This window comes from Mesorhizobium quangtriensis, assembly GCF_040081925.1.
In the GTDB taxonomy this organism is placed as follows: domain Bacteria; phylum Pseudomonadota; class Alphaproteobacteria; order Rhizobiales; family Rhizobiaceae; genus Mesorhizobium_K; species Mesorhizobium_K quangtriensis.
The window spans coordinates 123,291-137,762 of sequence record NZ_JBEBMF010000005.1; the positions used below are offsets into that span (position 1 = coordinate 123,291).

Annotated in this window: 10 protein-coding genes; 2 read left to right on the plus strand and 8 right to left on the minus strand. The window is 64.9% G+C overall.

Annotated features, from left to right (window positions below; genetic code table 11):
* Positions 1–23: 23 nt before the first annotated feature.
* Positions 24–1,064, minus strand: coding sequence for a type II glyceraldehyde-3-phosphate dehydrogenase (locus tag ABMA32_RS23005; RefSeq protein ID WP_349016086.1), 1,041 nt, complete (start codon positions 1,062–1,064; stop codon positions 24–26).
* A 174-nt stretch (positions 1,065–1,238) separates the two neighbouring features.
* Here ABMA32_RS23005 and ABMA32_RS23010 point away from each other — a divergent pair, with 174 nt between their 5' ends.
* Positions 1,239–1,748, plus strand: a complete 510-nt coding sequence (locus tag ABMA32_RS23010) for a hypothetical protein (protein ID WP_349016087.1) — start codon at positions 1,239–1,241, stop codon at positions 1,746–1,748.
* A 99-nt stretch (positions 1,749–1,847) separates the two neighbouring features.
* Here the strand turns inward: ABMA32_RS23010 and ABMA32_RS23015 are convergent, their stop codons facing one another.
* From ABMA32_RS23015 to ABMA32_RS23045, 7 genes are all read right to left on the minus strand, one after another.
* The gene (locus ABMA32_RS23015) at positions 1,848–3,344 is read right to left on the minus strand and encodes a multicopper oxidase family protein (protein WP_349016088.1); all 1,497 of its coding nucleotides are present in this window, start codon (positions 3,342–3,344) and stop codon (positions 1,848–1,850) included.
* 613 nt (positions 3,345–3,957) lie between these two features.
* Positions 3,958–5,235, minus strand: a complete 1,278-nt coding sequence (locus ABMA32_RS23020) for an MgtC/SapB family protein (protein ID WP_349016089.1) — start codon at positions 5,233–5,235, stop codon at positions 3,958–3,960.
* A gap of 43 nt (positions 5,236–5,278) precedes the next feature.
* Positions 5,279–5,803, minus strand: coding sequence for a cytochrome b (locus ABMA32_RS23025; protein ID WP_349016090.1), 525 nt, complete (start codon positions 5,801–5,803; stop codon positions 5,279–5,281).
* Positions 5,800–7,326, minus strand: a complete 1,527-nt coding sequence (locus ABMA32_RS23030) for a thymidine phosphorylase family protein (RefSeq protein ID WP_349016091.1) — start codon at positions 7,324–7,326, stop codon at positions 5,800–5,802. Before ABMA32_RS23030 ends, ABMA32_RS23025 begins: the two co-directional genes overlap by 4 nt.
* Positions 7,323–8,681, minus strand: coding sequence for an MBL fold metallo-hydrolase RNA specificity domain-containing protein (locus tag ABMA32_RS23035; RefSeq protein WP_349016092.1), 1,359 nt, complete (start codon positions 8,679–8,681; stop codon positions 7,323–7,325). Before ABMA32_RS23035 ends, ABMA32_RS23030 begins: the two co-directional genes overlap by 4 nt.
* Positions 8,682–8,689: 8 nt before the next feature.
* Complete coding sequence (locus ABMA32_RS23040; RefSeq protein ID WP_349016093.1) at positions 8,690–11,077, minus strand: phosphoketolase family protein; 2,388 nt, start codon at positions 11,075–11,077, stop codon at positions 8,690–8,692.
* A 46-nt stretch (positions 11,078–11,123) separates the two neighbouring features.
* Positions 11,124–12,152 carry a ribose-phosphate pyrophosphokinase gene (locus tag ABMA32_RS23045; RefSeq protein WP_349016094.1) on the minus strand — a complete coding sequence of 343 codons (1,029 nt, stop codon included), beginning with the start codon at positions 12,150–12,152 and terminating at the stop codon, positions 11,124–11,126.
* A gap of 426 nt (positions 12,153–12,578) precedes the next feature.
* Here ABMA32_RS23045 and ftsH point away from each other — a divergent pair, with 426 nt between their 5' ends.
* On the plus strand, positions 12,579–14,453 hold the full coding sequence (gene ftsH / locus ABMA32_RS23050) for an ATP-dependent zinc metalloprotease FtsH (protein WP_349016095.1): 1,875 nt from the start codon (positions 12,579–12,581) through the stop codon (positions 14,451–14,453).
* Positions 14,454–14,472 lie beyond the last annotated feature (19 nt).

A 14,472-nucleotide genomic window follows, 5' to 3' on the forward strand; every position in this document is an offset into this window, starting at 1 on the left:
ATTGATCACCGACGCCCATAGTATCAGAAGAACCGCTGGCGAATGCCGAGGGAGGCGTTCGTGAGCGCGATCGAGCCGTCGGCGTCCGATGCGAGTTCGGTCAGGGCACGGATCGCGTCGATGGTCTCGGGAATGACGATGGCCTGGTTATCGACCATATAGGCGTAGAACAGCTCATCGCCCTCCGCGCGCAACATGTCTTCCCACAGCGCCACCTCGTAGAGATTGTCGCGCGGGCGGTCGAGATCGGCCATCAGCTCCTTGACGGTGTTGATAGCGGTGAGGCCGTCCGCGGTTCGGATCAGCGCAATGCGCGAGGATGCCCTGAAGGCCTCGAGCACCTCCTCCTTCTCGGCCGGGCGAGTGAGCTGGACCGCCCAATAGTGGAGATGCCCGAGCGTTTCCGGCACCTTCACGGCCATGGTCACGACATCGAGCTCCGGATCAACGCTTCGCGCGTCGGGTCCTTGATGGCTCGGAATCTCTGACTCGGGAACCAGCGTGTTCATGATCCCGCCCGCGTCGCTTTCCCAGGGATCCGTGGCGCGCCTGAGCAGCGTGCCGCGCGCTCGCTTCAGGAGGCCGGCGCGTTTTAAGGCCGCCAGCGTACGCACAATGGATATGGTGTTGCAGGATACGATACGCGTGGACTCGCGCCCAATCGCGCTCGCGAAGGAGCTTTCCGCAACGAAGGAGTGCCCTGTGACGGCGTGCTTCTCGCCACCATGCACGATGAACTTGATGCGGCGCGAGCGATAGCGCGCGACATTGGCGGCGCCGACGCGCTTGGGCGTGCAGTCGATGATGATGTCTGCCTTCTCAAGAAGCGCGTCGAGAGTGCCGGCCACGGTGAGGCCGCATCCCGTCATCGCCTGGAGCGCTTCATCGGAAGCCGCATAGAGCGCAATCCCTTTATGGTCCAGGGAGCGCAGGCGCCAGTCGCTGGCGACATCGCAGACGCCGACGAGTTCCATGTCATCTTGCAAACGAACGGCATCGGTGACGCGCTTGCCGATCACACCATAGCCATTGATCGCAACGCGGACGGAACTGCGTCGTGCCATTGAAAGCGCCCTTCGTGACGTGCTTGATCACCACGGCATGGTCGGTCCCTCAGGTGGACAAGACCGCAGCGACACCGCCTTTCCTCGCGGCGCATCATTTCGCGCCTGTCGTCGCGGGGCATCCTTGATCAAGGTTAAGGAAACGAATTTCAGAGTCCTCGCCTATGATTGCGCATGGCGGGCGAAGTGCCGAGCCATTTGCGTGGTCCTATTCGCGCGATGCCCCCGGCAAGCGAGATTTTGAATCGAAGGCAGTTCTCGATGGAATCAAGGAAAGACGCGATTTCGGGGACCTTGCTCGTTGTTCTGAGCGTCGTCACTCTCGGAATCGCGACATTCTTCCTCATCGTTCGCCCGCCGATGCTATCTGAGGACATTGCCTATACAGGGGTCGATATAAATACGCTTCCCGAGGCCTTTCACGATTGGCTCCGGATCGTCTTTCGGACCTGGGGCGGGTTCATTGCAGGTTTGGGCTGCCTGTTGGTTGGAATCGGGGTCTTCCTGCTGACCGGGCGAAGGCGCTGGCTCTATCTCGCCTCGGCCGCAGGCATCACGCTTGCGTTTGGACGCTTCCTGTTGAGCAATATCGAACTGGGCTCGGACTTCCTTTGGTTGATCGCAGCGGTCTTTTCGTTGGCGCTCTGCGCGGGGGTCCTGTTGGTCGTTCGGAGCAGTCGATGAAAGGCAGCGAACCGCGGCGCGTTAGTTTGGCTGGCCGCTTTGACCCGCAGCCTGAGCGACCTGATGCCGGCGGTCTGCCGGCATCAGGTGAGTCATCGTCTAGCCGAGGTCCTCATAGGTGACGTAGGCCATCATGCCGGTCGCCATGTGGTAGAGATGGTGGCAATGCAGCGGCCACGTCCCCGGATTGTTGGCATCGAAGACGATCGTCACCGTACGGCCGGGCGGAATCAGCACCGTATCGCGCAACGCGCCGGACAGCTTCGCGCCGTTGATGGCAGTCACCTGGAAGTGGTGCCCGTGAAGATGCATCGGATGCGACATCATCGATGCGTTTCGCATGGTGATTTCGATCCGTTGGCGCCGCCGCGCGCGCAGCTCGTCGCCTCCGTCAATGGCCCAGGCATAGCCTTGCATCTGACCCGTGAGGGTTAGCGTGAAGCGCCGGTCGGGGGGTCGTGATACAAGCGGATTAAGTGCGCGCAGACGCTTCTCGAGATCAATGCCCACAATCGGTCCCGCCGTATCGCCGGCAGTGCCGATGCGCTTCACCGTTGATCCGGCGGTGGCCAGGATCACGCCGGTACGCTCGAGTGCGCCCTCGCGCACGGCGAGAATGGGATAGGCCCCGTCGCCTGCCGGAAGCGGCAGCGTGATGTCGAGGCGCTGTCCCATGCTGACCGGAAAGCGCGCCTCGATGATCGGTTCGACCTCCTGGCCGTCGACCGCGATCAAAGTCCCCTTGAGCGTCCCTGTATCAATGGTGAAGCCCGTCGCGGTCGCGCCGTTGATGATGCGAAGACGGATGCGGCCGCCCTTTTCCACGCGCACGATCTCGGGGTCGTCGAGGGTCCGCTCATTGGCAAGGTAGGCGTCGTAGTCGATGTCGTTGAGGTCCATGCCGCCCATCTGCATGCCGGGCATCGCCGCCATCGGCATGTTGCCCATGTCGCCGCCGCCCATCGCGGAATGATCCATCATCTTCATGCCGGACATTCCGCCCGATCCCATCGCCGAGTGATCCATCGCGGGGCCATGGTTCTGGCCTTGCTTCAACCGGGCGAGCAACTCCTCGGCGGGCGTGAAGGAGAAATCGTGCAGGAGGATGACGACTTCCTGCTCGTCGCGCGCGCGGTCTGCGGCGCGGCGGACAATGAGCGGGGCGGCCAGGAGGTTCTGCTCCTGCAGCGTATGGGCGTGCATCCAGTGCGTGCCTCCGTCACCCACCGGAAATGTGTACCGATGGCTGCTTGCCGGCTTGAGCAAGGGCATCGGATTGTCGGGCACACCATCAGCCTCCCAGGGCGGGGTGAGCCCGTGCCAGTGGATCAGCGTCGGCTGGTCGATCTGGTTCGAGAGCTCGACGTCGAAGAGCGCATCGGCATCCAATGTCAGCCCCTGCACGCCGTTCGGCTGCAGCAGGCCAAAAACGCGCGCGGCGCGGCCATTGACCTCGATGGTCCGGCTTGCGGCCGCGAGCTTGATTGGCGACCGTGCCCCCGCCTGCGCCCAGCCGGCGGCGGGACGCGCAAGCGTGCCGACGCCAAGGGCGGCCGCACCACTCATCATCGAGGTGAGAAAATTACGTCTGTTCATAGTCTGATTCCTCATCGTGCCTGCATCTGGCAGCCGAGCTGATTGAACGCGTCGCAGCGACGCGCGCCGGACCCCGAAAGAGCATCAGGGACGTTGGGCTGGATCAGCTTCGAGGAGGTCCGTGCGGCTGGCCGACAAAGATGCCGGAGATTGGATCGCCACGGTCTAGCCGATGCTTGACGAGCATCGGCCGCGGCAGCTTGTCCGATCCTGCAACGACGGGAGCATTGCAGAGGCTGCACATCGACGTGCAACAGCGAGCAGGATGGGCGTCGCCTCGCTTCTCGGTGGCGGTCGTGGTGAGATGGACGAGGGCGTGGTCGTTCGCGCCATCGCCACTGCGGACGTGCTGGGCCAAGTCCGTTTCATGGGCACACGGCATAACATGAGCACTCGCCGCCGACATGCCGAGCAAGGCGAGTACGAGCGCGGAGACCAACGCCGTTCTCATGGAGCCGATAACTCTGGTCAGTGACCACATCTTCGCGGAGAACCTGTTTTCACGAAACTATCTTACCACGCTTCGTGCGAGATTGATCGGGATCAATCTGCGTGGGCTTTCGTGTTGTTGTGAGCCGGACAGGGTCATGGATGGCCGTAGCTCTCTTCATCATCAAAGGATTGGTGTCGCTACAGGCAATGCAAAGTGCGGCAGCGTCGCAAAGGCAGCGACGCCGGCGGCACCCGCGAGGACGGAGGCGCCGGCAAGCGGAAGCCAGAAGCGCACGGGCCCGGTGACGGCGGCCACGATCAGGCGGCCGACGGCGTTGGTTGCGAGCGCGATCAAGACGGCGTGGCCGACAGCCTCTATGTCTGCAGATATTCCGAGGAGCCGCAGCGCGCTTAGAACCGCAACGTCGACATCGAAGATGCCGGAAACTGCCGATGTCGCGACCATTCCGGCGGCATGTCCCGATGCTGCGGCCGCGCTGATGGTCGAGACGACGGCAAAACCCGCCGCGAAAAGGAGAAGAGGTCCGAGCTCAAAAGGATTTCGGGGTGATCGGTCCCCGGTCCCGGCCAGGTGGCCACGCGTGAGGTAAAGGCCACCGCATATCGCGAAGACAGCGACCGCGGCGAGAATGGCAGGGCCCACGACGCCGAGCACGGAGGGCGCGACGATAGCGACGATTCCGGTAACACGCAGAACCGAGACCGCTGCCGCGAGCGTCGCCGCTCCAGCAAGCGGCCACGCATTGCCGTCGGCCGCTGCCGTGCGCGCCAGCGCCAGCGTGACCGCGGTGGATGAAACGACCGCACCGGCCAATCCCCCCACCAGCACGCCGCGCGTGGAGCCGAACACGCGAACCGCGATATAGCCGAGAAACGAGATCGCAGCGGTCAGGACCGTGAAAATCCAGACCTGCCGCGGATTGAAACCGCCCCACGGATCGACCGCTTGCGCGGGAAGAAGCGGAAGGATGATCGCTGTCATGACTGCGAGCACCATCGCGGCGCGTAGCTCGACCCATGAGGTGCGCCTGAGAAGGCCATGCAGCAGATCGCGACTGGCGAGGACGACGGCAAGCGCGGTGCCACCGGCTGCGGCGGCGCGATGATCGCCCACGACGGCCAGCGCACCCAGCACGAACACGCCTATGCCGGCGACGACACCGGTCACGCTAAAGTCGGCATCATGAATGGCTTCGCGGCTCTTGTACCAGGCGAAGACCGCGGTGAAGGCGAGGAGCCCCGCGATCAGCACCGAGGGCGCCTCCATGCTGCGCGCGAGTGCGGCGAACAGGCCTCCCAGCAAGCCGGTGATGGCGTAAGTGCGGACGCCGGCTGTCCTCGCACCATCCGGGGCGTCACGTTCGCGCCAGCCGCGCTCCAGGCCGACCAGCAGACCGATGGCGAGCGCCAGCCCGAGCTTGCCGATCAGCGCCTCCATCGCCGGCCTGCCAATCGGAGGCGAGTATGGCGTGAAGCCTGCGTCATAGCGCTTTTCGGATCATGCGCCACAGGACCTCGTCGCGGCGCCAGAAGTGGTGCCAAAGCGCAGCGCCGACATGGAGGACGACAAGACCGAGCAGCGTCCAGCTTAGCAGGCTGTGAAGCGGCGCGATCCTGAACGTGACATACATGGCGATCGTGCCGGTGACCGGCAGCGCGATCAGAACACCGTAGAGCGCGGCATGCATGAGGCCGGCGATGATGCGCTCGAGCATCGATACGCCTGGGACGGGTGCCGGCCTGCCATAAACGAAGCGCAGGATAATCTGTGCCAGGATGAGGCCAAGAATGGTCCAGCCGCTCCAGGCATGCACCTGATGCAGGAATAGGTCGAAGGGACGCGGCTTCATGAAGACGTGCGCCATATGCGTGCGCTGGATCGCCCAGGCCGTCGGCACCTGCACGAGACACAGGACCAGCACGGTCCAATGCATGAGGCGATGGACGAGGAGAAATCCGTCCGGACGACGCCCGCGGCGCCTCGATCCCGGCCAGAGCCACCTCAAGCCTCGACCTCGACAATGTCGCCGGCACGGGCCGCATAGTCGAGCGCGTAAGCAAGTTCGCCCGTCGTCTCGGCATTAACATGGAGGAGGGGCTGCCCGCGATCGATTTCGTCGCCGAGCCGCACCGCCATGCGCAGACCCGCCGCCTTCGCTTCCGGGGCGCCGGCGAGCTTGGCGAGCCGGGAGAGCTTGCGGTTGTTGATATGAACGACGCGGCCGGCATGCGCAGCCGTCAGCGGATGGATATATGACGCCTTGGGCGGCACGCGAAGGCCTCCCTGCGCCTGACAGATCGCCTCGAACTTCGACCAGGCGCGGCCACTTGCGAGCGTTTCAAGCGCGAGGTTGAGACCTTCTCCCTTTGCGGCCTTGCCGCCGATCTCCAGCGCGGCGCCGGCGAGCGCCGTCGCCCGACGGCGCAGATCGTCAGGCGCGTCCGGCGCGTTGTTCAGCACAGCGAGCACGTCATAGGCCTCCAGAGCCGGTCCGATGCCGCGTCCGACAGGCTGGGAGCCGTCGGTCTGGACGCAGGTCGTCGCAAGGTTGAAGCGCGCTGCGACCGCATTGAGGCGCGCAGCCAACCGGCTTGCCGCGTCCTCACCGCGGACCTTGGCGGTGGGACCGACGGGAATGTCGATGACGACATGGCTCGATCCCGCCGCGATCTTCTTCGACAGCACGGATGCGACGAGCTGGCCTTCGGTGTCGATGTCAAGTTCCCGCTCAACGCGAACGAAGATGTCATCGGCCGGGCTCAGATGCACGGCGCCGCCCCAGGCGATGCAGCCTCCTTCGCTTTCGACGACGCGCCTCAGTGTTGCGATGTCGAGCTCAACTGGCGCCAACGTTTCCATCGTGTCGGCGGTACCGGCCGGGGAGGTGATGGCGCGCGAGGAGGTCTTGGGCATGACAAGACCGTTCGCGGCAACGATCGCGACGACGATCGGCGTTGTCCGGTTTCCGGGAAGGCCGCCGACACAATGCTTGTCGACGACAATCGGTGCGTCCCAGTGCATCCGCTCCCCGACATCGACCATGGCGCCGGTTAGATCGGCGGTCTCGTTCTCGTCGAGGGGGAGGGCGGCACTGGCGGTAAGGAATGCGGCGAGGTGGACTTCGGTGTAGCGGCCGGCGACCACATCGCGCAGGATCTCGCCAAAGGCGTGGGCGTCGAGCCGATTGCCGTAGATGCGCTGACGCACGCTGGCGAGCGAATCAATCGCCGGCGCGTGGCTGACATGGACCGCATCGCCATCGGCGAGGCCGAGCCGTCCCCAGGCGGACTCCGACAGGCCGACCTCGTCGATGGCAATGAGGCCCTCGCCGTCGACCTGAAACAGAGTCGCCTGGACCTCTGCTTTGCCGTTCGACACCTGCACCTGAGATCGTGCCGACAAGCCCTCCGATCGACAGACGTGGCAATCGCTGCGCATGACGACGACCGCCTGATGCTGCGTGTGCAGCCGCAGTCGCCGGACGCGGAGCGTGGGTTGAGCGGGAATGGACGCAGCGGAAGACGTCATAGCTTGAATGCCTGGTCCTGCCGCGGAACGACGGCGTTCCATCCGAGCTCGCGGTCGATGCGAACGCGCAAGGCTTCGGAGCCCTCATCCTCGCCATGCACGATGAAGACGCGGGACGGGGCATGCCGGAATCCCGACAGCCATCGCATCAACTCGTTGGAATCGGCATGCGCCGACAGCATCGACAGCTCCTCGACTGCGGCGCGGACCGGAATCCACTCGCCATGGATCTTGGTCTCCTGGGCGCCTTGCAGCATAGCGCGGCCGCGGGTGCCTGCTGCCTGGAAACCGGAGAAGAGAATGGTGTTGCGGGCGTGGGGGGCGAAGGCTTTCAGGTGATGAAGGACACGCCCGCCGGTCGCCATACCGCTCGCTGAGATCACCACCTTGGGATAGGGGCTTGCGGTGATCGCCTTCGAGGCCTCGACATCGCGGGTGTAGGTCGCGATCGCGCACACCTCCTTGCACTGTGCGGGTGTCAGGCGGTGATCCTCGCGGTGAGCGTGCAACAGGTCCGTGGCATCGATGGCCATCGGGCTGTCGAGATAGACCGGCACTTTCCCCAGGCGCCCCGCCGTCTTGAGCTTCCACAGATGATAGAGGAGCGACTGGGCGCGACCGACGGCGAAGGCCGGGACGACGACGGTCCCGCCACGCGCGATTGTCCGCTCGACAACGGCCCCGAGCGCTTCGGTCGGATCGGCAGGATCGTGGACACGGTTGCCATAGGTCGATTCGATCAGAACGAAATCGGCTTCCGGCACCGGCGCGGGATCGGGCAGAACCGGATCGTCGTAGCGGCCGAGATCGCCGGAGAAGGCGATGCGGCGGCCGCCCCATTCGATTTCGGCGGTAGCCGCGCCGAGGATGTGCCCGGCATGGCGGAAAGTCAGCGTCGCGCCAAACGGCAGCTGGGTCGTTTTGTCGAAGGGGACGGTCGAGAAGAATTCAAGGCTGCGCTCGGCATCGCGGATGCCGTACAGCGCGAGCGCCGGCTTGTGCTTCGAGAAGCCTTTCCGGTTGGCGTATTCGGCGTCTTTCTCCTGGAGGTGCCCACTGTCCTTGAGGATGAGCTCCGCCACATCGCGCGTCGCGGACGTCGCATAAATCCTTCCCCGAAAGCCATCACGCACGAGCTTGGGGAGATAGCCCGAATGGTCTAGATGGGCGTGCGTCAGGATGACGGCGTCGATGCTCGAGGGCTCGATCGGCAGTGGCTCCCAGTTCAGCTCGCGCAGATTCTTGAGGCCCTGAAACAGGCCGCAGTCGACGAGGATGCGCTTGTCGCCATTGGCGAGGAGATGTTTCGAGCCGGTGACGGTGCCGGCGCCGCCAAGTGAGGTGAGTGTGAGCATGTCGTCCTTCAACGCGTGGGGGTGGTGAGATCGGCGGGCGTGCCTTTGCCATCGATGGCGTTGCGTTCCGTGATCGAGAGAAGATCGTCGCGTGACCAGTTGGCCAAAGGAGCCGCGGCATCGATCAGATGTGCCCACGAGCACCGATTGGCGAACAGCATGCCGGCGACGTCGAGCGTGCCGCCCCGGCTGATATAGCCCCGCGCTGCGGTGTGTTTCGGGCCGCCGTCGAGCCGGCGCAACAGGCCGACCATCGGCTCTGGACGGGTGTGCGAGACGATCAGGCGCGGGACATCGGCCGGAAAAAGGCGCGCGAGCGTGTCGTCGGCTGCCACGAAGCGCGCCTCGATCGGATCGCGCGGGATCCGGAAGCGGCCGGGCTCGTTGATCGCCGTCACCAGGACATCCCGTCCGCGCTCCTTCAGGCGATGCGCGGCCTTGAGCGCCTCCTCGAGCTGGTAGGCGCCGATCGCGACGATCTGCAGCTGCGCGCCCGCAGCCTGTCCCCAAACCGGGGCGGCGCCATCGGCAACGAAACGCGTGGCGGCCTCGCCGTCGAAGCGATGGAGCATGTCACGCTTCGAGACGATCACGCAGCCGACCTGGCCACGTCCGGCGAAGACGGAGGCCATGGTGGCGACGGCGCTGTTGGCATCGACGGGAAACAGCACGCGCGCTGTATCGGACATCTCGCCGAGCAGCGCCTCGCCCAGCGTCGGGTCCTGGTGAGACTGCTCGTTCTTCGAATTCTCCCAGGTGTGCGAGGTGACGACGAGCGGCACCGAGATCCAGCCCGGCTCCTCGCCGTCCTCACGCTGCCGGCGCGCGAACACGATCTCCTGTCGCAGGCCGCCGAGCATCTTCATCGCGAAGGCCTCGTAGCTGACGATAAGGTTGAGACCGCCCTTGTTCGCAAGCGCCGCTGCGGCGACCGCCTCTTCGTTCAACGCCGTGATCACGCCGCCGTCGCGCGATTCGGCCACGCCGGTTTCCGGCGCGTTGACGCGGTGGCGCAGGCGCTCGAGGGTCGCGCCCATATGATTGGAGCTCAGCTCATCGGGATTGCCTAGGCGCACCCGCAGCGCGGGATTGGCGTCGACGAGACGCACGAACCAGCGATCGAGCGCATGCATGGCGCAATCGGCCGGCGCGTTCGTATCGGTCCATTGCGGTTGTGGCTGGTTCGGAGCCGTGGGATGGCGCGACGCCAGCGGATGCCGGCTTGCCGCGGGCCGGTTCTGCTCCTGGTGGATGGCGATGGCGGCGACCGCCGCCTCGATCTCGGCCGGTGCGACAAACAGGGCCCGCGCCGCTTCGTTGAACGCATCGCGCGCGGCCTGATCGCGCGACGGGTTCGCGGCAAGCGGCAGGTTGTGTGCGGCATTCGTACCCGCCCCCGGGAAGCCGAAGCCTTTCACGGTTTCGGCGATGGCGTAGGGGATGGGAGCAGGATAGGCGCGGCCTGGATCGGCGACAAAACGGCCGAGGCGCTCCTCCGCCGTCAGGATCGCCCAGACGAAGGCGGCGGGATCGCGGCCGTCGATGCCGAAGGGATCGAAGCCGTTGAGCCTGAGATGATCGGCAAGCCACGCCGCTCCCCCCTGCTGCGCGATCTGCGCCCGCTCCTCGATGCGCCGGCCATTGAGGATCATGATCGGAACAACGAGGCCGCAATCCTCAGCCCGCCACCAGCGCGGCGTCCAGTCCGAGCCGCGCTGCTCCTCGAAGGCGCCGTCGCTCAGAAATGCGACGAGACTCTCGCCAGGCAGCGGTGCGTGGACATATTGCACTTCGGCGAAACCGAGATAACCGCCCTCGGAGATGGCGCCGGCCGTGTTCGGTCCGGCATGGCTGCCGATCGGGAACACCGGCCGGCCATCGGCGTCGATTGCATAGGAATAGAAATCGGCGGCAAGCTGGGACAGGCCCTTTTCGCTGCGGTCGTAGCGGCCTTTTTGCGCCTCCGAGACATCGCCGGTGAGTGCGTTGATCGCCTCGATCGCGGCGACGCAGTGGCCCTGTCCCATCAGCCAGGAGCGAGTCGTGGCCGACAGAGCGTTTGCCGTCAGATATCCGACAAAGGCGGGCACCATGTTCAAAGACCCACCGGTATGCCCTTCCGGGGTCGTCTTGAAGGCCTCGGCGGGCAATGGTGCTCCGGACAGGTCGACGCGCTTGGCATAGGTCATGTGGACGACCGTCCACATCGCCGCACAGGCCAGCCGGTCGGCCGCGGCGAGACGGCGGTAAAGTGCTCCCGGGTCGAGCCTGCCCGACTGCGCAAGCGTGCGGATGCGCTCGACCGTCTCGTCGCCATGCGTGATCGGGCCGTAGCCGGCGCGCCAGTTTTCGAACGCTGAAGTGGGTTCGAAGGCTGAAGAAGTCGTTGTGGCCATGCGCTGCTGCCTTTTCTGGATTGGCGGCTCTGTGTATCCCGCTGTGCTATTCGACCCCGCCGGTCCATGGCGGCGGATCGCTTGCGGGGAAGGAGTCGATGCCGGCCCGTTCCACGTCGTCGATGGGTTCGGGCGGCCGCCGGTGACGGATCAGCCCGGGATTGGGCGTGTCCGCCGACGCGATCGCGTCGGCGATGAGTTGGGAAAGCCCGATTTCATTGGTCGGGTGGCTGACGGAATCGGTCGAGACGATCCTGCCGCAGAACGGCGCCAGCCGCGTAAAGGAATCGCCGGCGAAGATGCCGTGCACGACAGCGATGTCAGGGCGGGCAAATCCCTGCGACGGCAGCTGGCGCGCCGCCTCGATGAGCGTGTTGCCGGACGAGGCGATATCGTCGACCAGCACGGGCTGCAGATCCTTCCACTGCGAGAGGTCAGGCAGCGCGACTTCGACGTCGCGGTCGCCATGGCGAACCTTGCGCAGCACGGCATGTTGAGCGCCGATCCGCGCGGCGATCGCCGACACCCACTGCTCGCTTTCCTCGTCCGGGCCGATGACCAGCGGCTTGGCGATCGAAGCTGCGATCCAGTCCGCCAGCAGCGGCGCGGCATGCAGCGTCAGTGTCGGGATGTCGTAGAGCGCCGACAGCGCCGGATAGCGGTGCAGATGCGGATCGACAGTAACGAGGCGGTCGAAGCTCGACGAAATCAGGCGTGCAAAGGTTCGCGACGTGATGGCCTCGCCCGGCTGAAAGCGACGATCCTGCCGCATATAGGCGAGGTAAGGGGCGACCAGCGTGACCGTCGCGGCGCCGAGGGAGCGCGCCGCATCGGCAAGGAAGATGAGGCGCAGGAAACCCGCGTCGGGACGAGCAAGCGTCGAAACCAGCAGGACCGCTTGTCCCGCCACGTCACGGGCGAGACGGACATAGGTCTCGCCATCGGGAAAGGTACGCGTTTCGATGGCGCTCAGTTCGCCCGCCCCCGCGCTCGCAAGAGCGCGCGCGAAGGCCTCGTTACCCGGAAGAGGGATGATAACGCGCGGGAAACTCGTCGGGACAGGGGCAGAGACCATTCTTTATCTTTCGTCGTCTCGTCTCGGCGTTACGCAAGACGCAGCGTCGGCGTTGTGATTTCTTGCGCGAAAGCGAAGACACGTTTCCTGTTAGGACCCCGCGCCGGCCCGATTCTTTAATCGAGATTAAGTTCTGGCCGGTTCCTGCCGACCGCGGAAGCCTGCGGAACTGCTTCTTCGGCCGCGCTTAACGGCCCGATATGCTGCCCTCGTCGGCAGCGACTTTCCCGGCGCAACCTTGATTTGAGTTAAAGTTTTGGCCCTCACCGACGCGCATCGTCGGCGTCGAGCGGGGCCCGGGTTCGCCGCCGTCGGCGAGCCCACCGGTCCTGACGCTCAAAGATGTGTCGAGCGGTTGCGTGGCCTGGCTGATGATATCAACCGCATGGGCCCGTCACGGACGAGAGAAGTACGGGAATGCGGCCGATGGAGACTGACAACAAGGCGCCCACCAAGCGGGTCTTCAAGTTCGACATCCTGTATTTCATCGCGGTCTTCTTCGCCGTTCTGCTGATACGGGACCTGCTGGTTGGTCCAAACCACGTCAAGGTCATCCCCTATAGCGAATTCCAGAGCCTGATCGAAAAGGACGGCGTGACCGACCTCGTCGTCGGGCCGACGGAGATCACGGGCGCGTATAAGCCGCCGGTCGACAAGGGCGCGCCCCAGCATTTCTCGACCGTTCGCGTCGATCCCCAGATCGCCGACGTCCTGACGCGCCGCAATATTTCCTTCTCCGGACAGCCGGCGCCCGGCCTCTTCGAAAACTTGCTGTCGTGGCTCATGCCGGCCGCGATGTTCGTGCTGATCTGGATGTTTTTGCTGCGCCCAATGATGGCCGGACAGCACGGCGGTCTGATGAGCATCGGCCGCAGCCGCGCCAAGGTCTATGCGGAGAAGGGCGTGAAGGTGACATTTGCGGATGTCGCAGGCGTCGATGAAGCCAAGCAGGAGCTCGCCGAAGTCGTGGGATTTCTCAAAGACCCGGCGACCTATGGCCGGCTCGGGGCGCGCATTCCCAAGGGTCTGCTCCTGGTCGGACCACCGGGAACGGGCAAGACGCTTCTGGCGCGTGCCGTCGCCGGGGAATCGGGTGTCCGCTTCTTCTCGATCACAGGCTCCGAATTCGTCGAAATGTTTGTTGGTGTCGGCGCCTCGCGTGTGCGTGATCTCTTCCAGCAGGCGCGCGAGCAGGCGCCGGCCATCGTTTTCATCGATGAGCTCGACGCGCTCGGCCGCGCGCGCGGCATCGATGTGCCAGGAGGTGGGCACGACGAGAAGGAGCAGACGCTCAATCAGCTGCTCGCCGAGATGGACGGTTTCGACCCGAGCGTCGGGATCGTCGTCCTGGCGGCGACCAACCGGCCGGAGATCCTCGATCCGGCACTGCTACGGGCCGGCCGCTTCGATCGCCAGGTCCTGGTCGATCGTCCTGATCGTCAGGGCAGGATCGACATTCTGAACGTGCATCTGAAGAAGATCAGCGTTGCGCCTGAGCTCGACGTCGCGGCGATCGCTGCGCTCACACCGGGCTTTACCGGTGCCGATCTGGCCAATCTCGTCAATGAGGCTGCGCTTGTCGCCACGCGCCGTGGCGCGAGCGCCACTGTTCTCGACGATTTCACCCAAGCCGTCGAGCGCATCGTCGCCGGGCTTGAGAAGAAAAGCCGAATCCTCATTCCGCGTGAGCGCGAGATCGTCGCTCATCACGAGATGGGACATGCGCTCGTCGCCATGGCGCTGCCGCAGACCGACGTGGTCCAGAAGGTTTCGATCATCCCGCGCGGCATCGCGGCGCTTGGTTACACGCTGCAGCGTCCGATCGAGGATCGGTTCCTCATGAGTCAGTCCGAGCTGCAGGATCGCATGGCGGTTCTCCTCGGCGGGCGGGCTGCCGAAAGTCTGGTGTTCGACGAGATTTCGACAGGCGCAGCCGACGATCTTGTCAAGGCGACGGACATCGCGCGCAACATGGTGGTTCGGTTCGGCATGTCGAAGGAGCTTGGGCAGGTCGCCTACGAGCCGGAGACGGGCAGCTTCCTGGTCGGCCAGACCCCGGTATGGCGCCCGCGCGCCTATAGCGATGAGACGGCCGAGGCCATCGATCACATGGTGAAGGATCTGATCGAACGCGCCTTCCAGAAGGCGCGATCGATCCTCGAGCGCAACCGGTCGGTGCTCAACACCAGCGCGCGCGAGCTTCTTGCCCGCGAGACGCTCGGCCCTGACGAGCTCGCTAAGTTGACCACCGGTCTTGAGCGCGAGGCGCCGCCAAAGCCCGGCCTCGCTCTCGTCGAATGATGCGGATCGCAATTCGCCG